Source organism: Rhodothermus marinus, assembly GCF_009936275.1.
Lineage (GTDB): Bacteria > Bacteroidota > Rhodothermia > Rhodothermales > Rhodothermaceae > Rhodothermus > Rhodothermus marinus_A.
The window spans coordinates 433,747-456,859 of the sequence record NZ_AP019797.1 but is presented as its reverse complement, the minus strand read 5'-3'; the positions used below and the strand labels follow the sequence as shown (position 1 = coordinate 456,859).

The following is a 23,113-nucleotide window of genomic DNA, read 5'->3' as shown; positions in this document are numbered from 1 at the left end:
GATTTTATGCCGCTTCAACGGTCTGCGCTTTCTGGCGTGTTGGCGCAGGCAAACGGGCCGTCAGCGCGACCGGTACGGCCCGCACCGCACGTGGCACGGCCACCTGAATTTCGGGATCGTCCGGGCGGAAGTTCAGCAGGATTTCCAGCACCTCGGCTTTCGTTTCCTTGTCCATCAGAAGCTGGCGCAACCGGCTGGCGCCCGGAAAGCCCTTGAAATAGCCGCCGTACATGCGGCGCATCTCCAGCACGCCTTTGCGCTCGCCCAGCCACTGGCACTTCAACTCCAGGTGCTCGGCCACCACCCGCACGCGCTCCTCCCACGAGGGCGGTGGCGGAAGTTCGCCGGTTTCCATGTAGATCTTGGCATCCCGGAAAATCCACGGGTTGCCGATCGCCCCGCGCCCGATCATCACGCCATCGACGCCGGTTTCGTCGAACATCTGCTTGACCTTTTCCGGCGTCAGTGCATCGCCGTTGCCGATGATCGGGATCGAGAGACCGAGTTCTTTGAGCCGCCGAAGCCATTCCCAGCGGGCCGTGCCCTTGTACATCTGCGCCCGCGTGCGCGCATGGACGGTAAGCGCCTGCACGCCGCAATCCTCCAGCATTCGGGCCACCTCCAGGATGCGAATCGATTGATCGTCCCAGCCCAGCCGGGTTTTGACCGTCACCGGTCGCGTGGCGACCTCGACGACGGCCTCCGTCAGCGCCCGCATCTTGTTCAGGTCGCGCAGCACGCCGGCTCCGGCATCCTTGCAGACCACCTTGCGCACCGGGCACCCGAAGTTGATGTCGATCACGTCCGGGCCGATCTGATCGACGATGCGGGCGGCCTCGCGCACCTGCTCCAGCTCGCCCCCGAAGATCTGAATGCCGACGGGGCGTTCTTCGTCGTAGATGTCCAGCTTTTTGACCGCGTCCTCGCTCTCGTGCACCAGTCCACCGGATGAGATGAACTCGGTGAACACCATGTCGGCCCCGTAGCGCTTGCACAGCAGCCGGAACGGCGGATCGCTCACGTCCTCCATGGGCGCCAGAAACAGGGGCCGCTCGCCCAGTTCGATCGTCCCGATGCGCATATTTCATCGGTGGTTAGCCTTCGAACGCTCAAAATCGCGGCCTCCTACCGGGAAGCCCGCCTCCTGTTCCGTCTGTAACCGAATCGTCAGATCTTTCGTAGCGTCTCAAAGCAGGTTGCTTTTCTGCAACGTACACGATTTCTTACGCTGCATCACCAACGAAGAACCGACCATGCGTCGTCTGCCTGTACTGCTTTTGCTCGGGGCCACTGCGCTGCTGCTGGCCGGATGTGGCCCGAACCTGATCGAGCGTCTTCAGAACTTCTGGGCGCTCGGCTTCTGCGGCACCGTGATCGTGGTGCTCGACATTCTGGCGCTCATCGAGCTGGCCAACAGTCAGCGTGAGTTTTCCAGCAAGGCGCTCTGGGCACTGCTGATCATCTTCTTCCCGGTCGGTGGTCTGATTCTGTACTACTTCTTCGGCCGATAGTACGCGATGCGCCTGCTGGGAAACCTGCTCTGGCTGGTGCTGGGCGGCCTGCTGGTAGCGCTTGAATACGCGCTGGCCGGACTGCTGCTGTGCCTGACGCTGGTAGGGATCCCGTTCGGCCTGCAGTGTTTCAAGCTGGCCCTGCTGGCGCTTTTTCCGTTCGGCCACACCGTGCGCGAAAAGCCGCCGGCCACCGGCTGCCTGGCGCTGGCCATGAACGTGCTCTGGCTCCTGCTGGGCGGCGTCTGGATCGCGCTCACCCACCTGGCGGCGGCGCTGGTCTGCGCGATCACGATCATCGGGATTCCGTTCGCCCTCCAGCACCTGAAACTGGCCCGCCTGGCGCTGACGCCTTTTGGCTACGAAATCGTTCGCCTGCCATGAACCGACACGCTGCTGTGCTCCGACTCGTTCTGCTTGCCACGCTCCTTGTCGGGTGGCTCACAGGATGCCGTACCACCCGCACGACCCCGGTGGACGACGGCCCCCCTCCGCTGCTGCTGATTTCGATCGACGGCTTCCGCGCCGACTATCTGGATCGCTACGCGCCGCCCACGATGACCGCGCTGGCCCGCAAGGGCGTACGCGCCGAGGCACTCATCCCGGTCTTCCCGTCCCTGACCTTTCCCAATCACTACACGATCGTCACGGGGTTGTACCCGGACCATCACGGAATCGTAGCCAACACGATGTTCGATTCGACGCTGGGATGGTTTCGGTTGAGCGACCGCGATGCCGTGTCCGACGGCCGCTGGTGGCGCGACGGCGAGCCGATCTGGGTGACGGCCGAACGCCAGGGCCTGCGCACGGCCACCTATTTCTGGCCCGGCTCCGAAGCCGAAATCCGCGGCATTCGCCCCACCTACTGGGTGCCCTATGACGGAAGCATTCCCGGCGAGACGCGCGTGCGCCAGGTGCTGGAATGGCTGGACCTGCCCGACTCGCTGCGCCCGCGCTTCCTGACGCTCTACTTCAGCGAAGTGGACCACGCCGGCCACGAACACGGCCCGGATGCGCCAGAGGTGGCCGAAGCGGTGCAGCGCGTGGACGGTTACCTGCGGCTGCTCGTGGACGGCTTGCGGGCACGGGGGCTGCTTGACCGGGTGAATTTGCTCGTCGTCTCGGACCACGGCATGACGGCCACCTCCCGCGAGCGGGTAATCTTTCTGGACGACTACATCGCCCTCGACGACGTGCAGGTAGTCAGCTGGTCGCCGGTGCTCATGCTTACGCCGCGTCCCGGCCGCTTCGAGGCCGTATTACAGGCGCTCCAGCAGGCCCATCCGCACCTGCACGTGTACCGCAAAGCGGAACTCCCGGCGCACCTGCACTTCGGCACGCATCCCCGCATCCCGCCGATCGTCGGGCTGGCCGACGAAGGCTGGACGATCACCACGCGCACGCGCTTCGAACAACAGCCCGACCGCTTCCCGATGGGCATGCACGGCTACGACCCGACGCTGCCCTCGATGCACGGCATCCTGATCGCGCACGGACCGGCCTTCGCCCGCGGCCGGGTCGTTCCTTCCGTCGAAAACATCCACCTCTACGCCCTGATGTGCCGGCTGCTGGACCTCACCCCGGCGCCGAACGACGGATCGCCGGAAGCCACAGAGCTGCTGCTGGCCCTTGAAACAAGTACGCCCTGAGTTTATCTTATAGAAAATCAAACTCTTCTGCTCTTCCCCGATGCAAGGAAGCGCCGGCCTCTATGCACTTGTGGGCGCGGTCCTGCTGCTGACGGGATGTGCCCTGATCGAGCCGGAAGTGTCGATCGAGCGCCCTTCCGAATCCGAATGCGACGAAACGCCGCCCCGGATCGACATGGGCCGCTTTTCCCGGGACACATCGATCCTCTGGGGCGAATGGCGGTGGGTAAAGACGGCCGTTTTCTTCACGGTGAGCGGACCACCGTCCGTCTGGACGTCCTGCTCGGCGGGATACACCGAAACGCTCATCATCCGGCCGGAAGGCATCGTCGAGGTGTACCGCAACGACACGCTGGCCTACCGCGAGACGCTTCGGGAATTTCTGGACACGCCCCTGCTCTGGGGCGTCAATCGGGATTCGCTGATTCTCAACTCGGTGCCTGTTGACGGGCCGATCACCATTTACAGAAAATAGAATTTCCCAGACGTCATGGTGCATGTGAGAACGCAGGGGCGGCCCTCAGTGTCCGCCCTGTCATGTCCGTAGATCGATATTGAGCCATCATGCACCAGTGAATCGGCGATTTCATAATTTTGACAGGCCGATCACACCGCTTCCTTTCCAGACAGGCTGCTATGACAACCTCGCCCGCGCGATACTCGATTCAATCGATGCGGCGGAGGCGGGCAAATTTGAGCACGAGCTTCTTCTGGCCCACTTCAGGGAAGAAGACGATGGCCCGGGCCTGATCGCCCTGTCCCTCCAGCGCCAGCACCTTGCCCTCGCCGAAGATCGCATGCTCCACGCGGGCACCGGGCACGATCTCGCCGGCCCCTTCGTCGTATACCACGCGCCGCGCTGCGGCGGAGCTGCTTCGCTGCTGCAACGGCCGGCGGTAGTAGTGCGGGTCCATCTCCACGTACCGCTCGCTCCGGGGGTGACGGTCCAGCACTTCGCCGCGGCGGAAGGGAAGCCCGGCCTCGGTCACGATCACGTCCGTATCGAGTTCTTCCAGAAAGCGGCTACGGACGCTGGGCTGCTGCTCGCCGTAGCGATAGCGGCTGCGGGCATAGCAGAGAAACAGGTGCCGCTGCGCCCGCGTCACGCCCACGTAAAACAGCCGCCGCTCTTCCTCCAGGTCCTTGCGGTCCTGCGTGGCCTGCGCCAGCGGGAAAAGCCCCTCCTCCAGACCGGTGATGAACACCACGGGAAATTCCAGCCCTTTCGAGGCGTGCAGCGTCATGAGCGTGACGCGGTTGTCTTCGGGCATTTCGTCCAGATCGGTCAGCAGCGCCACTTCCTGCAGGAAGCCGCTCAGCGTGGCCTGCTCGCCGGCCGTGGCCACGTACTCGGCGATGGCGTTCAGCAGCTCCTGCACGTTCTCCCAGCGCGCCAGGGCCTCCGGCGTACCCTCGCGCCGCAACTCCTCAAACAGACCGCTTTCCTGCAGCAGCGAGCGGGCCAGTTCGTCCACCGGCATGGCGTCCATCTTGGCCGCATGGCGGGCGATCAGGAAGTGAAACTCCTGCACGGCCTTCTGCGCGCGCGTCGGGAGCCCAACCTCCTCCACGCGCTCGATGGCCTGCCACAGGCTCAGACCGTGCTGGCGGGCATAGTCCATCAACGCCTCGACCGTACGCTGACCGATCCCGCGCGCCGGGTAGTTGATCACGCGCTGGAGACTGGCCGCATCGTGCGGGTTCACGAGCAGGCGCAGGTAGGCCAGCACGTCTTTGATTTCCTTGCGCTGGTAGAACGACAGCCCGCCCACCACGCGATAGGGAATGCCGCCGCGCCGGAGCGCTTCTTCGAGCGAACGGCTCTGGGCGTTCGTGCGGTAGAGCACGGCAAAATCGCGAAAGGCATAGCCGTAGCGCACGTGCAGGTCCCGGATGCGCTGCTCCACCTTCTGGGCTTCGTCGCGCTCCGAAAGCGCCTCGATCAGCACGATCGGATCGCCCTCCGGGTTTTCGGTCCAGAGCCGCTTTTCGAGCTGATCCCGGTTGTGCCGGATGATCGCCTCGGCCAGTTTCAGGATGCGGCGCGTGGAGCGGTAGTTCTGCTCCAGCCGGATCGTGGTTGCGTCGGGATAGTCTCGCTGAAACGACAGGATGTTGCCGATGTCGGCCCCCCGGAAGGCATAGATCGACTGGGCGTCGTCGCCCACCACGCACAGGTTACGGTGCGCCTCGGCCAGCTTGCGCGCCAGCACGTACTGCGCCCGGTTCGTGTCCTGGTACTCGTCGATGTGCAAATAGCGCCAGCGCTCCTGGTAGCGCTGCAGCACGTCGGGATGCTGCTCGAACAGTTCGATGGGCTTGAGCAACAGGTCGTCGAAATCCAGCGCGTTGGCCCGGCGCAGCGCCTCCTGGTAGGGGCCGTAGAGCTTTGCCGCCTTTTCCTGCACGGGCGAAGCCACCAGACGGGCGTATTCCTCCGGCCCGATCATCTGGTTTTTGGCGCTGGAGATCAGATGACGGATCGTGCGCGGGCTGTACTGGCGCGGATCGATGTGGTAACGCGCCATCAGCTCGCGCAGCAGTCGCTCCGCGTCGTCCGTGTCGTAGATGCTGAAGTCCGGCGTGTAGCCGATGCGGTGCCCTTCGCGGCGCAGGATGCGGGCGAAGATCGCGTGGAAGGTCCCCATCCAGATGTGCCGGGCGGCCTCGGGGCCCACCAGGCGCTCAATGCGCTCCATCATCTCGCGGGCCGCCTTGTTCGTGAAGGTCAAGGCCAGAATCTGGTGCGGTCGGGCCCGTCCGGTGGCAATCAGATAGGCGATCCGATGCGTGAGCGTGCGCGTCTTGCCCGAACCCGGTCCGGCAATGATCAGCACCGGCCCTTCGGTCACCTGCACGGCCTGCCGCTGCACGGGATTGAGTCCCTCCAGAATGCGCGCGGCGGCTTCCGGCAACGGCTCGGGCGTCTCGTTCTCAGCATTCGGGTCGGATTGGAGCAGAAACGTACGCATGGAAACTCGGATGGCTGCCTGATCAGGAGTCCTGAAAGAAAACACATTTTCGGCGAGAATGCCAGCGAGGATTGCGTCAACGACTCGGCGGGAGGCGCAACCCTCGAGCCTCGGGCCAGAAGCGGACGCGACGCGGCGCTTGCGACACGCCCCGGCGAATGAACGCGACAAGTCGCCGGAAGGCCCGCTCGTCGCGCTCGCTCCAGGCGAACCCGTACGCCGCGCGCAGCTCCGGCGGAAGCAGGCCGAGCGTCAGCAGCCGCCAGGGTTTCGTGGGCGGCGCCACCCACGGCGTAGGTGCCAGCACATGTTCGGCCATCTGACGCGCTATGGGGGTCACCTGAAGCACTCCGCTGTCCCGCACGGCCTGCAGATGCGCCGTCAGCGCCGCCCACGAATCCGGAAAGGTGCCCGGCGAAAGCCCCAGCCAGGCTTCCATCGTCCGGGCTTCCCGACAGTAACGGTCGCGCTCCTCAGGCGTCAGGGGCCGAACGAACGTCTCGTAGGCATGGAGCGTCGCCTCGACGGTGGTCACGTGTACCCAGGTGAGCAGCGCCGGATCGTCGGCCCGGTACGTCGTGTCGGCCGGAAACGGCCCCAGCGGCTCGGCCAGCCTGCCCTGCACGCGGCGGTGCGCCTGTCGGATCCAGCGGGCCACCTCGTCGGCCTCCGCCTCGGTGCCGAAGCTCAAGCGCCGCATCGCCTGCACCGTGCGCGTAAAGCGTCGCCAGGCGGCCCGCAGCGAACGGGAAAAGTCCGAGTGCCGCGCCACGGCGACGGCCACCAGCGGATGGGCCAGTTGCCACAATAGCGCCCGCCCCCACCCCAGCACCACCACACGCTCCCGGTTCACCTGCTGCGCAACCGACCGCTCCTCCATCACACACCGCCGTTTCCTTCGGACTGAAGAAAGCCTCGGACCGCCCTCGGTTTCCGGTTCGGCCATGCCCCTGGCGAAGGGCTTCCATTACAGCACGGTTGCATCTTTTCGCAACCTTTCACGAAACCGGTTGCCACACTCAAAATTCATTTGTTCAAACAAACAATCATTCCTTCTCAAAAACCAGTTGTCGTCAGCCATGGAGAAAACACGGGTGCTGGTGCTGTACTACAGCATGTACGGCCACATCGAAGCGCTGGCCCGGGAGGTGGCGGCCGGCGCCGCCGAAGTGGAGGGCGTCGAAGTCGTGGTCAAACGTGTGCCCGAGCTGATTCCGGAAGAACGGGCACGCCAGATCGGAGTCAAGCTGGATCAGGAGGCCCCGATCGCCACGGTGGACGAGCTGCCCGAGTACGACGCGATCATCGTGGGCACGCCCACGCGCTTTGGCAACATGGCGGCGCAGATGCGCAATTTCTGGGATCAGACCGGACCGCTCTGGGCGAAAGGGGCCTTGATCGGCAAGGTGGGCAGCGTGTTCACCGCCACCGCCACGCAGCACGGTGGTCAGGAGAGCACGATTCTTTCGGCGCACACCACGCTGCTGCACCATGGAATGATCGTAGTGGGCGTGCCGTTCAGTTGCGCCGAATTGACTCAGATTGACGAAGTGGCCGGCGGCTCGCCCTACGGGGCCGGCACCATCACCGGCGGCGATGGCAGCCGCATGCCGTCGGAGGTCGAGCGCCGCATTGCCCGCTTCCAGGGACGCTACGTGGCCGAGGTCGCCCGCCAGCTCAAAGTCGGCCGCCTGCAGGCACAGGAAGCCTGAAACTGAAGGGTTCGCCTCTATCCCGCCCGGTCGGCCTGATCGACCGGGCTTTTTTGTCCCGGTCAGAAGCGCTGGACGATGTTTCCCCTTCTTTCCGCCGATCGCTGTATATTGTGCCGTTCGTTTGACCAGACCCGGTTGTCGTCATGCGTACGCGATGGATCCTGTTGCTGTGTGGAGTTCTGCTCGTCGGAAACCTGCAGGCGCAGCCTTCGGCTTTTGCGCCGCTGGACCTCCCTGCTCCTAACACCTACCGCACGGCCTCCGGAGAACCCGGACCGGACTACTGGCAGCAGCGCGTCGATTACCGGATTCGCGCGACGCTCGACACCGCCACGCACCGGATCACGGGCTCCGAGACGATCACCTACACGAACAACGCCCCGGTGGCCCTTCAGGAACTCTGGCTGCAACTGGACCAGAACCTGTTTGCCGCGGGCAGCCTGGGCGACGCGCTCATCGAGCCCGGCTCGCGCTGGCGCGGCGCCTTCGAGGGGGGTGGCTTCCGGATCACCCGCGTCGAGGTGGTGCAGGACGGCCGCCGCTATGCGCCGCACTACCTGATCGACGACACGCGCATGCGCATCGACCTGGACACACCCCTGACCGCCCGGGGCGGTCAGCTCCAACTGGAGATCGACTTCAGCTTCATTGTGCCGGAATACGGCGCCGACCGCATGGGCCGCCTCCGCGTCGAACAGGGCACCGTGTACGAAATCGCCCAGTGGTATCCGCGTCTGTATGTCTTCGACGACGTGAACGGCTGGAACGTGGCGCCCTACCTGGGCCAGGGCGAGTTCTACCTGGAGTACGGCAACTTCGACGTGGAAATCACGGTCCCGCGCAACTTCATCGTGGTGGCCACGGGCGAACTGCTGAACCCCGACGAGGTGTTGACCGAAGCGCAGCGGGTGCGGCTGGCGCAGGCCCGCCAGAGCGCCGAGACGGTACACATCATCCGTCCGGAAGAAGTCGGCCGTCCCGAGACGCGTCCGGCCGGCGAAGGGCCGCTGACCTGGCGCTTCCATGCCGAGAACGTGCGTGACTTTGCCTGGGCGGCCTCGCAGGCGTTTATCTGGGACGCTGCCTCCTGGCAGGACGTGCTCCTGATGTCGGTCTATCCGAAAGAAGGACTCGGCACGCCCGAGCAGCCGGGCTGGGAAGAATCCACCCGCTACGTGCGCCACACCATCGCGCACTATTCGGAAATGTGGTACCCCTACCCCTATCCGGTGGCGATCAACGTGGCGGGCATCGTAGGCGGCATGGAGTATCCGATGATCGTGTTCTGCTCGGTGCGGGCGCGCGGCCAGGGGCTGTTCGGCGTGACCGACCATGAGTTCGGCCACACCTGGTTCCCCATGATCGTGGGCAGCGACGAGCGCCGCTACGCCTGGCAGGACGAGGGCTTCAACACGTTCATCAATTACTACTCCAACCTGGCCTTCTACGGCGAAGAAGCTGCCCGCACGCAGCGTCTGCAGCCCGACTACATCGTCCGGCGCATGCAGGACTCGCTGGTGCACCAGCCGATCATGACCTACCCGGACCAGATCCGGCCGCAGGCGCTGGGCTTCGTGGCCTATCGCAAGCCCGGCTTCGGACTCCGGCTGCTCCGCGAATATGTGCTGGGGCCGGAACGCTTCGACCGCGCCTTCCGCACCTACATCCGCCGCTGGGCCTTCAAACATCCGCAGCCGGCCGATTTCTTCCGCACGATCGAGAACGTGGCGGGCGAAGACCTCGACTGGTTCTGGCGCGGCTGGTTCTATTCGACCGACCTGCTCGACCAGGCCATCGACAGCGTGCGCGTAGCTGAAGGCCAGACGCGCCTCTACCTGCACAACCGCCAGGGGCTGGTCTTCCCTGTCGTCGTCGAAGCCACCTACGCCGACGGCCGAAAGGCCCGCTATCGCTTCCCCGTAGAACTCTGGGCCACCGGCGCCCGCCAGACTGTCGAAATCCCGGGCGAAGCCATGCAGGTGGAGCTGGATCCGGACCATCTGCTGCCCGACATCGACCGCACGAACAATCTCTGGCCTGCATCTACTTCTACCGAATAGCCTTCCGGGGCGGCGCCATGTGGCGCCGCCCCTTTTTACTGTCTGCCCAACCAACCTGACGTCGTGCCATGAGCCTGATTGCCCTGTTGCGGGGGATTCTCGGACTGACCGTCATTCTGGGGCTGGCCTACCTGCTCTCCAGCGACCGTCGCCACATCAACTGGCGCACGGTAGGCGGCGGGCTGCTGCTGCAGATCGTGCTGGCCATCTTCATCCTGAAAGGCCGCGAGATGGGCGCCTGGTTTGCACCGCTGGGCTGGCCCAAGGAGTTTTTCGCCTGGGTCAGCTCGTTCTTCGTGCTCGTGCTCAACTTCACGACCGAAGGCGCCCGCTTCGTGTTCGGCAACCTGGCACTCAGCCCCGGCACCGACGACAGCCTGGGCTTTTTCTTTGCCTTTCAGGTGCTACCCACCATCATCTTTTTCAGCTCGCTGATGGCCGTGCTCTACCACCTGGGCGTCATGCAGCGGATCGTGCAGGCGGTAGCCTGGGTGGTCAGCCGCACGCTGGGCACCAGCGGGGCCGAGTCGCTGTCGGTTTCGGCGAACATCTTCGTCGGACAGACCGAAGCGCCGCTGGTCGTTCGTCCCTATCTGGAAAAGATGACGCGCTCGGAGCTGATGGCTGTGATGACGGGCGGCATGGCGACGATCGCAGGCGGGGTGATGGCGGCCTACATCCAGCTGCTGGGCGATCCCTATGCGCAGGCCCGCGGGCTGGCGCTTGAAGCGGCCCGGCTGCAGTTTGCCGAGCACCTGCTGGGCGCCAGCGTGATGGCGGCGCCGGCCGCGCTGCTACTGGCCAAAATGCTGATTCCGGAGACCGGTCAGCCGCTCACGGCCGGCACCGTGCGGGTGTCGATCGAGCGCACCACACGCAACGTGATCGACGCGGCCGCCGCGGGCGCCTCCGACGGCCTGAAGCTGGCGCTGAACGTCGGTGCCATGCTGATCGCCTTCATCGCGCTCATCGCCATGCTCAACTACTTCCTGGGATGGGCCGGCGGCCTGGTGGGCGTCGAGCTGTCGATGGAGCGGCTGTTCGGCTGGACGCTGGCGCCCGTGGCCTGGCTGATCGGCGTGCCCTGGAGCGACGCGGCGCAGTTCGGCGCGCTCGTGGGGACCAAGCTCGTGGTCAACGAATTCGTGGCCTACCTGAATCTCTCGACGCTCATCGGCCAGAATGCGCTCTCGGACAAGGCCGTTGTAATGGCCACGTTCGCGCTGTGCGGCTTCGCGAACTTCTCCTCGATCGCCATCCAGATCGGCGGGATCGGACCGCTGGCGCCCTCGCGCATCTCGGAGCTGGCCGAACTGGGCCTCCGCGCCGTGCTGGCCGGCACGCTGGCCAACATGATGACGGCCACGATCGCGGGCGTGCTGATCGGCTGATCAGCCCTCGGGAATCCGGTAGCGGATGTTGAAGCGCACCCACGACGGCACGGCGACCCATTCGTCGCCCCGGCGGACGTAGGCCGGCTGCCAGCGCATCTGCGCCGTGGCCTGCATGGCCAGCCGGTCGAGCACCGGATGGACGCTTTCCAGCAACATGATCGCCTGAGGCTGCCCCTCGGCGTCCAGATAGACCTGCATTTCGACCGTGCCGGCCACGCCCTTTTCGATCAGGCTGTCGGGATACACGATGGGCACGTCCTCGCCCAGCCGCGTGATGGGGCGCGGCTCGCGGAAGTAGCGCTGCAGTTTGCGATAGCTTTCCTGACGAAGCCGGTCCACCTCGGCCTCCAGGTCACCGGAGATCGACGCCTGCGCCAGCTCGGGCGCAATGTGCCGGTTGAAAAGCGAATCGACGATCTCGGGATGGACGCGAAACAGCGGCGTCAGGCTGCGTCGCACGGCCTGCACGAGCACCTCGCCGGTGGCGTACGTTCGCGAAATGGAGGCCATCGGCGCCCCTTCCAGTCCCATTGCCGCCAGCGAACTCAGATCGCGAAAAGCCAGCGTCGTATCAACTCCGGTACGCCACCAGCGCCCATCGGTACTGAGCCATCCTGCAGGCGGCTCCAGCGACGGCGACGACTGGCAACCCAGCAGGCCGAGCAATACGGTCAACAGCGACAGGCGAACACGCATCGACATCGGTAAATAACTGGTCTGGTGGAAGGCACTCGGCCTGCAAAGATACGGGCGGCCGATCAGAAGCACAAATGCGCACCGATCAGGATTCGGTGGAGTCGGGTGAAGACGAAGCTTCCGAACGCGTCGCCAGCCGCACGAAGTAGCGGCGGCGGTCCATGGCCACCACGCGCACCCGGCTACCTGCCGCGATGTACTGGCCTTCGGTGGCCGCTTCGATGCGTTCGCCGTCGATCTCGACGATCCCCACAGGCCGCAGCGGCGTCACGGCAATGCCCTCTTTGCCCAGATAGCGGGCGCGGTACTCGCCGGGCCGCTCTGCCGACTCGCTTTTCAGCGAGGTCGCCAGCACGAACTGCCGCCAGGCACCGCTACGCCAGAGCACCAGAAACAGCACACCGCCTGCCACCAGCGTGCCGAACAGCACGGCCAGCCCGGCCAGTAGTCCGGCTGCCGTGAACGCATAGCCCAGCCCGAACAGCACGAGCACCACCCCCAGAATCCCCGCAATGTTCATCCCGGGGATCAGGTACACTTCGGCCACGATCAGCGCCAGGCCGATCAGAATCAACGTGATGGCAAGCAGCAGCTCCAAGGTTCACTCGGCGGTTTGGAACGTTCAGGAAGTCTGGTGTTCTGCTTCGGAAAGCGGGCGGACTTCGATCCGGCTGCCCTGCACGCGCACGACTTCGACGGGCGTGCTGGCCGGGACGAACTGACCAGACGCCACCACGTCGTAGCGCTTGCCCGCGATCTCGACCACGCCGGCCGGCCGCAGCGGGGTTACCGCCCATCCGCGTTTGCCCGTCAGTTGCGCCTCAGTGGCTGCCGCCGTATAGCCCTGCGTGCGCGACAGGCCGGTCCCCAGCACCAGCTCCTGAAAGCGTCGCGTGCGGGGCAGGTAGCGCCCCAGCACCGCAATGCCCACGCCCAGCAGGATCAGCGTGCTCGTCAGCGTGGCAATCGCCCGACCGATCTCGCGCGCCGAGGGGAACGACAGGCCCACGTTGCCGATCAGCGCCGCCAGCAATCCGGCCAGCATGAACAGAATCCCGGCAATCCCGGCAATGCCGAAGCCCGGAATCACCAGCAGCTCCACCAGCAGCAGCCCGACTCCCACCAGAAACAGCACCACCTCCCAGAACTCGACCAGGCCGGAGAGATAGTTCGGGGCGAAAAACAGCAGCGCACCGGCCAGCGCGATCAGGCCGGGAACGCCCACGCCCGGCGTCTGCAATTCGAAATAAAGCCCGCCCAGCATCATCAGCAGAAACAGCGTCTGCAGCACGGGCGAGGCCAGCACGCGCAGCACCCGTTCGGTGCCCGTCTGCGCAAAGGCCACCACCGGATGCGGTCCGTAGCCCAGCACCTGCAATGCTTCGTCCACCGAGGCGGCCAGAGCATCGGCCACACCCAGCTCCAGCGCCTCGCGGGCCGAAAGCGTCAGCACCTTGCCGGCCGGCACCAGCCCTTCGATCGCTACGTCCGGATCGACCATGGCTTCGGCAATGCGGGGATCGCGGCCGTTGGCTTCGGCCGTGGCCCGCATGAGTCCGCGCATGTAGCTCTGGTACTTGTCGGGCGCTGCCTCGCCGGTGGTGCCCTCCACCACCGTCGCCGCCCCCATCGAAGCGCCCGGCGCCATCACGATGCGATCGCAGGCGTAGGCGATCAGCGCCCCGGCCGAGGCCGCGTTGCGGTCGATGAAGGCCACGGTGGGCAGCGGCGTGTCCAGAATGAGCTGGCGGATCTGATCGGCCGCAGCCACCAGCCCGCCGAACGTGTCGATCCGAAACACGATGGCGGCGGCATCGGCCGCTTCGGCCTCGTGGATAGCGCGTTCGATGTACTGCACCAGCACGTTATCGACCATGCCCTCGACGGCCACCACATAGACCGGCCCCTCCGAGGCACGACCGATCGCGGTCGTGCTCAGCAGCGCCAGCAACCCGAAGGCCCTCCGGAAAACGCGTCGCATAGCAGGAAATGGCTGGCTGAAGTCTTCTCCGCCTACGCAAAATTTTTCCGGAAGGTTCAAACGCGTCCCCGGGCCAGTTGATAGATGTGCTTGCGCGAGATTTCCGCTTCCGGAAAATGTCGGCGGATAAACGTTTCGAAGCCGTCACGATTCCAGAATTGCACGTGCCCGGGATCTTCGCTTACGCCCAACCACTGGCCGAGTATGTTCAGCCATTTGAAATAGGGTTCCAGCGGCACCGTGATCACGACGTAGCGTCGCGCCACGCGCTTCAACTCGCGCACGGCCCGATCGGGATCGTCCAGGTGCTCCAGCACCTCGCTGCACACGACCGTGTCGAACGACCGATCCGGGAACGGGAGCCGGTAAATGTCGGCCTGCCGGAACGTCGCCAGCTCCCCGAAATGCGCCCGTGCGTAGGCCAGTGCCGCTTCCGAGAGATCGACGCCCGTAATCTCGGCTTCCGGCAAGCGCCTTTTGAGAAAAGCCGCCACGAATCCCTCGCCACAGCCCACGTCCAGAATGCTCTGGGGCCGCGTCGCCTCGACCAGTCGCCCCAGTTCGTTCAGAAACTGCTGAATATGCCAGCGATAGAGCCGGTTGTCGACCGTGTAGCGCCGCGCGTTGCCGGATACCTGCATGCCGCTCAGGGTTCGATCAGTACGGGTGTGCCCACCACCACAAGCGGCCAGATGGCATCCAGGTCCTCGTTGCGGAGCGCCACGCACCCCTGGGTCCAGGTCACCTGCTGGCCGGTGCCGTCGCCGTGAATTTCGATCCAGCCGCCCAGCGCCGTGTTCATCGGCGGCATGCGAAAGTGCGCCTCGGCCTCAACGATGGCCCGATATTCGGCCTCGCTGATCAGCCCTTCACGCAGGCCGCGCAGCGCGTCGTCGGCCGTCGGGTAGTTCAGCACGAGCGCCCTGTAATACTGGCTCCGGGCATTCTTGGCCGCCACGTAGAAGACGCCTTCTGGCGTGCGCCAGTCGTCTGGACTGGCCACACTACCCCGTCGCGTTTTGTCGGAAAACGGGTTCGTACCCAGATCCACGGGAAAGCTCCGCACCAGCCGCGTGCCCCGGTATACGAACAGACGTCGCTGGCGCTTGGAGACCCGGAGCCAGACGTTCGACAGATCGTGCGCCACCACGTACCCTTCGGCACCGTCCTGCGTGCGCACGCGCCACCAGAGACCGACCCGATCGAGCACGTGCACCGGCTCGCGCCGATGCAACATCAGGTAGGCGCCCTCGCCGGGCTGCGCGTGCAGCAGCGTCTGCTCGGCCGCCACGTAGTAGAGCGTCAGGGCGGAGTCGGGCGCTATCGCCCGCAGGTTCAACGCCAGCAGCATACCGAGCCAGATGCCCATCATGGCCGCGTCAGGTTAACGTGGGTTTTAAAATTAAGGCAAAGCGGGCCAACATGCTACGGAGCCACGGCCTTTCGGCACGCCTCGTTGTGGGCGACGCACCAGCGATAGGCCGCCAGCACGCCTTCGATGTCGGGCGCATCCATCACGTAGGGCACCTGCTGGCGCACCGACTCGGCGGCATTGGCCGGCGCAAACGCGTAGCCGACCAGCGCCAGCGCCCCCAGATCGCCGTTCGAGTCGCCGATGTACGACACCTCGTCCGCTTCGAGTCCCAGCGTTTCCATGAGCCATTGCAGGCCTTCCCGCTTGGTAAAACCACGCGGCACGACGTCGATGGAGATATGCGTGTGAAACACATGGAAGGCCGGAAAATGCGCGGCGACGTACTCTTCGACGATCGGCACGAAGCGCAGAATCTCCTCGGTGTCGGGGCTGACCATGCCGGCCTGTGTGCGCTTGCCGATGTCGAGCATGAGCGACGTGCCCGGAATGCAGCGTTCGACCATCCAGCGACGCAGCGCTTCGACCTGCTCGGCCAGTTCGTCGGTGAAGGCCGGATGCCAGTGGACGACCACCTCGCGCGGATCGAACATCCCGGCGCCTGCCTCGAACAGCACGGGCACCTGCAGCCCCAGCGCCTGCGTTACGGCCTCCACATACGGATAGGGCCGGCCGGAGCAGATCGAGAACGCCGGAAGCACGGGGTGATCGCCGGGCCGTCCAGCCAGACGTGCCTGCCGGGCCAGCTCCTGAAACCGATCCAGGGCAAACGGCCGATAGGGCTCGGCCAGACAGCCATCGATGTCGGAAACGAACAGCCGGATCATAGCGCGTGTTTTCAGTTCAGGGATAGACGACTTTCATCAGAATGCCCACTGGATGCACCTCGGGCCGTTCGGTAGCCTCCGGCAATTGCAGCGCGCTGGCCCGGGCATCGACGTACCGGACTCGCGCGCCCTGCTGGACGGCCAGCTGGAAGGGGACGTCCTGCAGCGTCCCCTCATCACCCACGACGCGCCAGGTCAGACGGCGCTGCGCGGCCTCCCAGTAAACCCGGAGTTCGGGCAGGCGATCGCCGTAGACCCAGTAGTCGAACAGGGCGTCCAGATCCCGGCCGCTGACCTCTTCGAGCACGGCCTTGAAGCCCTCGGTGGAAAGCGGCTTGCCGGCAAAACGCCGGTAGACGGTCTGCAGCGCCCGCCGGAACGTCGCGTCGCCCAGCTTCAACCGGAGCAGGTGCAACACACAGGCGCCCTTGCGGTAGGGTACCCAGGTCAGATGCGCCTCCGGATCCACGTAGCGGCCGGGCACCAGCGCGCCGTGCAGCCGAAGCGCCTCGGGCGTCAGCCGGGCCATGTCCACCCACTGCCGGCGGGCCGCTTCGAGGCCGTCGTACACCTCATAAAACATCGTGGTCAGATACGTGGCCGTGCCCTCCGAAAGCCACAGATCGCGCCATCCCGCGATCGAGACCCGGTTGCCGAACCACTGATGCACCAGTTCGTGCACCTGCACGCCCTCCACATCGCCCATGTCGAACAGATCGGCCCGCAAAAAGGGCGCCGAAGCGTTCTCCATGCCGGCATAGTCGATCGGCACCTGCACGACGGCATAGCTCCGGTACGGGTAAGGCCCCAGCCAGCGGCTCAGCCAGTGCAGTGCATCGGGCGTGCGGCGCAGGCGATAGACCCGATCGCGATCGGACGGAAGCAGGTAGTAATGAATCGGAATCGTATCGTCGGCGACGGAATCGGTTCGCACATAGTCGGCCACGGCGAACGCGAAGCTGTAGGTGGGGGCCGTGGCGTCGAGCTGCCAGCGGAAGCGCACCGCATCGTCGAGCGTGTCGATGCGCACCAGTCGGCCGCTGCCGGCCGCCTGATAGCCACGCGGCACGGTGAGCGTCAGCGCCAGCGTGGCCGGATCCGACGGGTGGTGGACGGCCGGGAGCCACCCGCATCCCCGGTAGGGCCAGGAATCGGTGAACACGACGCGCTGGCCCAGATAAGTGGCCTCATAGAGGCCTTCGGACGGCGTGCCGTGATAGGCAAGCGTGACCTGGGTCTGCAGCTCCCCGTTCAGCGGGACGATCAGACGCTGCCCACGACGAACGGGCGCCACGGCGCGTCCGCCCACTCGGACCGAATCGACTACCAGCGTCCCGAAGCACAGGGGTAGCTCCGTGGCCGCCTGCGTGCGGCGCACCTCCAGCGTTACCTGTCCCTCCAGACGCCGCTTTTCCGGGTCCAGCCGGAGCGCCACGTCGTAGTGCCGCACATCGATCCCGACCGGCGGCAGGTAGGCCGGACGCTTCGGTGCGCTGCACCCGACCCACAGCAAAATCACCAGCCAGGCGCCCCATCTGCCGGGGCGCGTCCGTCCCCTGTGCGCGTGGTTGGTCACGATCCGGCTTCGTTCGACTGCTTCACGCCCAGCGCTTCCGCCAGCGTCTCGATCAGCTCGTCCGAGATGCCCATGCTGCTGAAGCCACCGTCATGGTACAGCGTCTGCATGGTCACCATGCGGGTCAGGTCGCTCAGCAACGTGACCGTGTAGTCGGCACAGCTCTTCGCATCGGCGTTCCCGAGCGGCGCCACCCGCTGCGCGAATTCATACATCGCGTCGAACCCTTCGATGCCCGAGCCGGCCGTGGTGGGCGTGGGACTCTGCGAGATCGCATTGATCCGAATGCGCCGCTTGCCCAGCCGGTAGCCCCACGAGCGCACGATGCTTTCGAGCAGCGCCTTGGCATCACCCATCTCCGAATACTTCGAGAAGGTGCGCTGCGCGCCGATATAGCTCAGCGTCACGATCGACGCGCCGTCGGCCAGCGCCTCCTGCTTGAGGGCGCAGTGAATGATCCGGTGCAGGCTGATGGCGGAAATGTCAAGTGTCTTGATGTACCAGTCGTAGTTCAGGTCTTCATAGGGGCGATTCTTCCGGATGTTGAGCCCCATGCCGATCGAGTGGACGATGAAATCCAACGGCCCGAATGTTTCCCGCGCCTGCTGGAAAAGCGCCATCAGGTCGTCGTTGTTCGTGGCGTCGGCCCAGATGATCGGACTATCGGTCTTTTCGGCCAGTTTTTCCAGCGTGCCCAGCCGTTTAGCTACCGGTGCGTTCGACAGAATGAAGCGTCCTCCTTCGCGATGCACCGCCTCGGCAATCGCCCAGGCAATGCTCTGCTCGTTGAGCGCCCCGAAGATGACGCCTTTTTTGCCTTCCAGCAGACCATAGCTTTTTTCCGCCATAGGACTTCCTTGCGTTTTGTGGACAGGAATGCTCGAAGATAGCACGGCGCAGCCCTCGAAGAAAAGTCGGCGCCACTCAGGCGTAGACGTGGTGCAGCGGCGCGACCAGCTCGCAGAGCGCCTCGTGGATGCGCCCGTTCGTGGCCAGCATCTGGCGGGCAAAGATCGGATCGGGCCGCCCGTGAAAGTCCGTCACCCGTCCTCCGCCTTCTTCGACCAGCAGGATGCCGGCCGCCACATCCCAGGGGCTCAGGCCCGTCTCGAAGAATCCGTCGAAGCGTCCGCAGGCCACCCAGGCTAGATCGACCGAAGCCGCGCCCGGCCGACGCACCCCTCGCGTCGCTCGAATCACACGCCCGAGCGCCTCCAGATATTCTTCCAGATGCACGACTTCCCGGTAGGGAAAGCCTGTCGTGATGAGCGCCTCCCGGAGCGTTTCGGTCTGGCTGACCCGGGCGCGCACCCCGTTGACGTACAGCCCGCCGCCTCGCACCGCAGTGAACAGCTCGTCGTGGGGCACGTCGTAGACGACCCCGACGACCGTCCGGCCTTCATGTTGAAGCGCCAGGCTGATGCCGTAGGGCGGCACGCCATGCGTGAAGTTCGTCGTGCCGTCGATCGGATCGATGATCCATCGAAACGACGCACCTTCCCTGCCGTCCTGCATATCGGACAGATTCTCTTCAGCCAGAATCGCATGCTCGGGGAAATGCCGGCGGATCTGCTCGATCAGAAAGCGCTGTACTTCTTCGTCGGCCTGCGTGACCAGCTCGTTGTAGCCTTTTTCGCGGACGGTCACCCGACCGGCATAGTAGCGAACGATCTGTCCGGCCTCGCGGGCCAGCCGGGCCGCCACCTCACGGGCCTCTTCGTAAAGCGTGTGGGCATCCATCATGCGGAGCCAATCGTCTGCTCTGGTCGTTCTTTCGGCGCTTCGCCTTCTAAACCCCTGGCATGTATGCGTTCCCTCTACTGGGTGGGTTTCCTGTGTGTTTTGAGCCTGAGTTGCCGCCCTTCGGCTTCCGGTCCGCCGGCTGCCCGAACTCCGGGGGCCGAACTGGAAGCTACCACCGTCCGCCAGGCTTTCGAGCAGTTGGCCCGGGACACTTTCCGCCTGACCCGCACGCTGGTGGTGCTGGACAGCAGCGGCCAATTGCTGGGTCGGGAGGTACGCACGGGCCTTTACCGTCCCGATTCCGGATTGCAATGGCTTCGCGTCGACCGGAGCGGCACGTTCCCCACCGGCTCTTTTGATCATGCAATCAGCCGTGCAGAACGCACGCCGCTGGCGGCTACGCAGGCACTCTGGCCCGACCCGCTGCCGTTTCTTCAGCCGCGCCAGCGCGACGCCTACCGCTTTCGGTCGCTTCCCGACACGGTGCTTTTCGGCCGAAGGGTAGCCCGCCTGCACGTGCGGCCCGCCGACCCGGAGCGTACAGGACCGGACGCCTTCCAGGGCCTGCTCTACCTTGATGCCCGGCGGCTCGTCGGTGCCCGTCTGCAGGAAGCACACGCGACGCTCTTCGGTTCGGAGCGTCGCCTCCTGGGCGTGTGGCTGCACCCGCACGACGGTCGGCTGCTCCGGGAGCAGGTGCTCCTGGAGCTCGATCCGCCCGGCCGCCCACCCTATCGATTCTGTCTGGAGACGCGCTACATTTATGGCACGCAGGCGCCAGCCGACAGCCTTCCGCGCCTCCCGGCCTTCTGCCAACATCCGTTCGAGGACCTGATGGCCCTGAAGCCTGACGACCGATGAGCTGGCTGGCACTGGATCTGGGCAACAGTGCGCTGAAGGGCGGGCTGTTCGAAGCGGGTCGCCTGATGCATACGTTCCGCGTGGCCGAGCCGGACGCGGCCGGGCTGAAGGAGCAGCTGACCGCCGTCCTGCGCAACTACCGGCCAACCCGGGCGGCCATGGCGTCGGTGGTGCCTGCCCGCACGCCCGTCGTGCAGGAAGTCGTGCAGCAGCTAACCGGCGTGCGACCGGCCCTGATCGGGCCGGACTGGCACCTGCCCTTCACGCTGGCCTACGAGACCCCGCACACACTGGGCACCGACCGACTGGCGGCCGCCGTCGCCGCCTGGGAGCTTTACGGGCATCCGCAGCGACGCCCCGTACTGGCCCTGCTGGCGGGCACGGCGCTCACGATCGAAGTGATCGACGAACACGGCTGCTATCAGGGGGGCGTGATTGCGCCCGGTCCTTCGCTGATGCAACAGGCCCTGGCCCGGGGCACGGCGCAGCTTCCCGAAGTGCCGCTCGAATGGCCGCCTTCACCTGTCGGACGCTCCACGCGCACGGCCATTCAGGCCGGCCTGCTCTACGGCTTCGTGGAAAGCGCACGGGGACTGTTGCGCCGGGTAGCCGAAACGCTTGCGACTGCGCCCCTCGTCATCCTCAGCGGCGGCTGGGCTTCGCTGTTGCAGACGCACCTGAGCGAACAGGTCGACGTGCACGATCCCCATCTGGTGCTCCGGGGCGTTTACCTCCTGCTGGAGCACAACCCGGACCGCGGCCTACCCTGACGTGGCGTGCTGCTCCAGCAGCGCGGCGATCCGGGCCAGCACCATATCGATGGCCACCTGGTTGTACCCGCCGCCGGGGATGATCACATCGGCCAGGCGCTTCGAGGGCTCGACGAACTCCAGGTGCATGGGCCGCACGGTCCGCTCGTACTGTTCCAGAATGGATTCGATGCTCCGCCCCCGCTCCTGCAGGTCGCGCCGAATACGTCGGATCAGCCGCACATCGTCGGGCGCATCCACGTAGAGCTTGATGTCCATGAGCTCCCGCAGCTCGGGCTCGGCCAGCACGAGAATGCCCTCGACGATGATGACCGGGCGCGGCTCGACGCGGACCGTGTAGGGCTCACGCGTGTGCGTGGTAAAGTTGTAAACGGGCTTTTCGACGGGCCGTCCGGCCAGCAACGCCTCGAGATGCGCGCGCAGCAACGACGTTTCCAGCGCGTCGGGATGATCGAAGTTGACCTGCGTGCGGGCCTCAAAGGGGAGATGGCTCAGGTCGCGATAGTAGGCGTCGTGCTCTAAAACGGCAATCCGATCCGGTCCGAAGGCTTCGACGATGCGGCGCAGCACTGTGGTTTTCCCGGAGCCCGAGCCCCCCGCGATGCCGATCACCACCGGTCGTCCCCTCATCCTGTCAGCCTCGCTTGACCATCACCAGCACGGCCCGGCGGGTGGCCTCGTCGAACTCGCTGGCCTCTTCGTCCAGCACGAACCCTTCCGAATCCCGCCAGGCCTTCAGGCCCTCGATGTCTTCAAGTCCTTCGCGTACGATGAAGTTGACCAGACGGCCGCGCAGCGGTTTGACGCCGTGGGAAACCGGCCGCCGCTGGCCTCCCTCTTCCTGAAAGAACTTGATCTCTACCATCTGGCGGTAGGTGTGGGCGTCTTCCCAGGCCTCCTGGTGGGCGGCCGGAAGCAGATTCCAGACGAAGCGGTCTTTAAGCAGCTCGTTGAGAATGGGGCTGATGTAAGGACGCCAGTAGCGCGACACCTTGCCGATGCCGGGCACCACGGCGTCCATGCGCAGGCGATAGTTCGGAATCAGATCGTCGGGCCGGAGCAGCCCGAACATGCCCGAGAAGATAATCGTGTTTTCCAGGAAGCGGCGCTGCGCGCCGGTGGGCAATCCGGGGAAGTCCAGCGCCTGGTACATCACGCCGGGGCTGTAGCGGTCGAGCGCCGCCATACGGGGCGCCTTGTAGATTTCCAGGTTGACCTGAATGGCTTCTTCCAGCGCCGGTCCCTTCACTCCGAAGATTTTCTCCAGATCGTCCCCGGCCTGAATGGCCTGCTGCACCGCATCGATCAGCCGCCGGCGCTCCGGATTCAACTCGCTGAAGTAGTTGAACGTGTTCGACGCGCGATAGTCGAACATGTCGGGCGCCAGCGGATTGCCGCCGGGTTTTTTGCCTTCGGCCGGAGGAAGCAGAATGGCGAATTCAGGCATGGATCCCGGTAAGCCAGGCGGTACAGGCTTCAGGAGTTTGCGGAGGTCCGTTTACGGCGCAGATCGCCCAGCAACGCGTCGATATCCTGGCGGATGGTTTCGGCCTCGGCGCGGGCACTGGCCACCAGGGCTTCGCCACTGCGGCGCGCTTCACCCGGCCTGGGCGGATGCAGGAGCTGCTCACTCAGCCGCTGGAGCCGTTCGCCCAGGTGCTCCAGCTGATAGGTGAGGCGGCGGCGCATCTGTCCGCCCGTCTCGGGAGCAACCAGCAATCCTACTACAAAGCCAGCCACCCCACCCAGCAGCGCACCCAGTAGTCCGGCGCGAACCACCTCGCCTGTCGTGTACGTCTTTTTCATTCCAATCTGGCGTTGCCTGTGTTCAAATAAACGAAAAGCTACGTCGGAACCCGACCGCAGCTTTTCTTATTAGCGTTTCTTCTTCTTGTGGCGGTTCTTACGAAGCCGCTTTTTCCGCTTGTGCGTGGCGATCTTTTTCCGTTTCCGTTTCCGTCCGCAAGGCATAGGTCACTACGTTCA

At 65.2% G+C, this 23,113-nt stretch carries 24 protein-coding genes; 9 read left to right on the top strand and 15 right to left on the bottom strand.

Features of this window, described 5'->3' with window-relative positions; genetic code table 11:
• Positions 1-4: 4 nt before the first annotated feature.
• Entirely contained in the window at positions 5-1,081 is a 1,077-nt protein-coding gene (gene dusB / locus GYH26_RS02085; RefSeq protein ID WP_161540293.1) for a tRNA dihydrouridine synthase DusB, read from the bottom strand.
• A gap of 172 nt (positions 1,082-1,253) precedes the next feature.
• Here dusB and GYH26_RS02080 point away from each other — a divergent pair, with 172 nt between their 5' ends.
• Genes GYH26_RS02080 through GYH26_RS02065 form a run of 4 tightly spaced genes read left to right on the top strand, consistent with a single transcriptional unit; the run spans position 1,254 to position 3,635 of the window.
• The gene (locus tag GYH26_RS02080; protein WP_161540292.1) at positions 1,254-1,511 is read left to right on the top strand and encodes a PLD nuclease N-terminal domain-containing protein; all 258 of its coding nucleotides are present in this window, start codon (positions 1,254-1,256) and stop codon (positions 1,509-1,511) included.
• A gap of 6 nt (positions 1,512-1,517) precedes the next feature.
• Positions 1,518-1,895, top strand: coding sequence for a YccF domain-containing protein (locus GYH26_RS02075; RefSeq protein WP_161540291.1), 378 nt, complete (start codon positions 1,518-1,520; stop codon positions 1,893-1,895).
• Entirely contained in the window at positions 1,892-3,160 is a 1,269-nt protein-coding gene (locus tag GYH26_RS02070; protein WP_161540290.1) for an ectonucleotide pyrophosphatase/phosphodiesterase, read from the top strand. The genes GYH26_RS02075 and GYH26_RS02070 overlap by 4 nt, the downstream gene beginning before the upstream one ends.
• Before the next feature lie 40 nt (positions 3,161-3,200).
• Entirely contained in the window at positions 3,201-3,635 is a 435-nt protein-coding gene (locus GYH26_RS02065) for a hypothetical protein (protein ID WP_161540289.1), read from the top strand.
• A 190-nt stretch (positions 3,636-3,825) separates the two neighbouring features.
• On the opposite strand, the gene GYH26_RS02060 is transcribed toward GYH26_RS02065, so the two are convergent.
• Both GYH26_RS02060 and GYH26_RS02055 read right to left on the bottom strand, forming a co-directional pair.
• Entirely contained in the window at positions 3,826-6,132 is a 2,307-nt protein-coding gene (locus GYH26_RS02060; protein WP_161540288.1) for an ATP-dependent helicase, read from the bottom strand.
• 76 nt (positions 6,133-6,208) lie between these two features.
• Complete coding sequence (locus tag GYH26_RS02055; RefSeq protein WP_161540287.1) at positions 6,209-7,012, bottom strand: oxygenase MpaB family protein; 804 nt, start codon at positions 7,010-7,012, stop codon at positions 6,209-6,211.
• A 199-nt stretch (positions 7,013-7,211) separates the two neighbouring features.
• Between GYH26_RS02055 and wrbA the strand changes: the two genes are divergently transcribed.
• From wrbA to GYH26_RS02040, 3 genes are all read left to right on the top strand, one after another.
• On the top strand, positions 7,212-7,844 hold the full coding sequence (gene wrbA, locus GYH26_RS02050) for an NAD(P)H:quinone oxidoreductase (RefSeq protein ID WP_161540286.1): 633 nt from the start codon (positions 7,212-7,214) through the stop codon (positions 7,842-7,844).
• A gap of 146 nt (positions 7,845-7,990) precedes the next feature.
• Positions 7,991-9,907, top strand: coding sequence for a M1 family metallopeptidase (locus GYH26_RS02045; protein ID WP_161540285.1), 1,917 nt, complete (start codon positions 7,991-7,993; stop codon positions 9,905-9,907).
• Between the two features lie 68 nt (positions 9,908-9,975).
• Complete coding sequence (locus GYH26_RS02040; RefSeq protein ID WP_161540284.1) at positions 9,976-11,298, top strand: NupC/NupG family nucleoside CNT transporter; 1,323 nt, start codon at positions 9,976-9,978, stop codon at positions 11,296-11,298.
• Here GYH26_RS02040 and GYH26_RS02035 read toward each other — a convergent pair whose 3' ends face one another.
• The 9 genes from GYH26_RS02035 to GYH26_RS01995 all read right to left on the bottom strand — a co-directional run bounded on the left by GYH26_RS02035 (position 11,299) and on the right by GYH26_RS01995 (position 19,496).
• Entirely contained in the window at positions 11,299-12,003 is a 705-nt protein-coding gene (locus tag GYH26_RS02035; RefSeq protein ID WP_242006553.1) for a TonB family protein, read from the bottom strand.
• 79 nt (positions 12,004-12,082) lie between these two features.
• Positions 12,083-12,595, bottom strand: coding sequence for an NfeD family protein (locus GYH26_RS02030; protein ID WP_161540283.1), 513 nt, complete (start codon positions 12,593-12,595; stop codon positions 12,083-12,085).
• Between the two features lie 24 nt (positions 12,596-12,619).
• Positions 12,620-13,978, bottom strand: coding sequence for an NfeD family protein (locus GYH26_RS02025; RefSeq protein WP_161540282.1), 1,359 nt, complete (start codon positions 13,976-13,978; stop codon positions 12,620-12,622).
• Between the two features lie 56 nt (positions 13,979-14,034).
• Positions 14,035-14,619: a class I SAM-dependent methyltransferase gene (locus GYH26_RS02020; RefSeq protein WP_161540281.1), complete on the bottom strand. Its 585-nt coding sequence runs from the start codon at positions 14,617-14,619 to the stop codon at positions 14,035-14,037.
• Positions 14,620-14,624: 5 nt separating this feature from the next.
• Complete coding sequence (locus GYH26_RS02015) at positions 14,625-15,350, bottom strand: L,D-transpeptidase family protein (protein WP_161540280.1); 726 nt, start codon at positions 15,348-15,350, stop codon at positions 14,625-14,627.
• Positions 15,351-15,403: 53 nt separating this feature from the next.
• Positions 15,404-16,177: an HAD family hydrolase gene (locus GYH26_RS02010; RefSeq protein ID WP_161540279.1), complete on the bottom strand. Its 774-nt coding sequence runs from the start codon at positions 16,175-16,177 to the stop codon at positions 15,404-15,406.
• 16 nt (positions 16,178-16,193) lie between these two features.
• Complete coding sequence (locus tag GYH26_RS02005) at positions 16,194-17,696, bottom strand: M1 family metallopeptidase (RefSeq protein WP_242006550.1); 1,503 nt, start codon at positions 17,694-17,696, stop codon at positions 16,194-16,196.
• Positions 17,697-17,749: 53 nt separating this feature from the next.
• Complete coding sequence (locus GYH26_RS02000; protein ID WP_161540277.1) at positions 17,750-18,601, bottom strand: enoyl-ACP reductase FabI; 852 nt, start codon at positions 18,599-18,601, stop codon at positions 17,750-17,752.
• A 76-nt stretch (positions 18,602-18,677) separates the two neighbouring features.
• The gene (locus GYH26_RS01995) at positions 18,678-19,496 is read right to left on the bottom strand and encodes an inositol monophosphatase family protein (RefSeq protein ID WP_161540276.1); all 819 of its coding nucleotides are present in this window, start codon (positions 19,494-19,496) and stop codon (positions 18,678-18,680) included.
• A gap of 63 nt (positions 19,497-19,559) precedes the next feature.
• Between GYH26_RS01995 and GYH26_RS01990 the strand changes: the two genes are divergently transcribed.
• Both GYH26_RS01990 and GYH26_RS01985 read left to right on the top strand, forming a co-directional pair.
• Positions 19,560-20,357 carry a hypothetical protein gene (locus GYH26_RS01990; RefSeq protein ID WP_161540275.1) on the top strand — a complete coding sequence of 266 codons (798 nt, stop codon included), beginning with the start codon at positions 19,560-19,562 and terminating at the stop codon, positions 20,355-20,357.
• The gene (locus tag GYH26_RS01985; protein ID WP_161540274.1) at positions 20,354-21,127 is read left to right on the top strand and encodes a type III pantothenate kinase; all 774 of its coding nucleotides are present in this window, start codon (positions 20,354-20,356) and stop codon (positions 21,125-21,127) included. The genes GYH26_RS01990 and GYH26_RS01985 overlap by 4 nt, the downstream gene beginning before the upstream one ends.
• On the opposite strand, the gene udk is transcribed toward GYH26_RS01985, so the two are convergent.
• From udk to GYH26_RS01970, 3 genes are read right to left on the bottom strand one after another with little or no spacing between them, the layout of a single operon-like run.
• Positions 21,119-21,757: a uridine kinase gene (gene udk, locus GYH26_RS01980; RefSeq protein ID WP_161540273.1), complete on the bottom strand. Its 639-nt coding sequence runs from the start codon at positions 21,755-21,757 to the stop codon at positions 21,119-21,121. The genes GYH26_RS01985 and udk overlap by 9 nt on opposite strands.
• Before the next feature lie 4 nt (positions 21,758-21,761).
• Entirely contained in the window at positions 21,762-22,574 is an 813-nt protein-coding gene (locus GYH26_RS01975; RefSeq protein WP_012842897.1) for a YaaA family protein, read from the bottom strand.
• Positions 22,575-22,603: 29 nt separating this feature from the next.
• Entirely contained in the window at positions 22,604-22,933 is a 330-nt protein-coding gene (locus GYH26_RS01970; RefSeq protein WP_012842896.1) for a YtxH domain-containing protein, read from the bottom strand.
• Between the last annotated feature and the right edge of the window lie 180 nt (positions 22,934-23,113).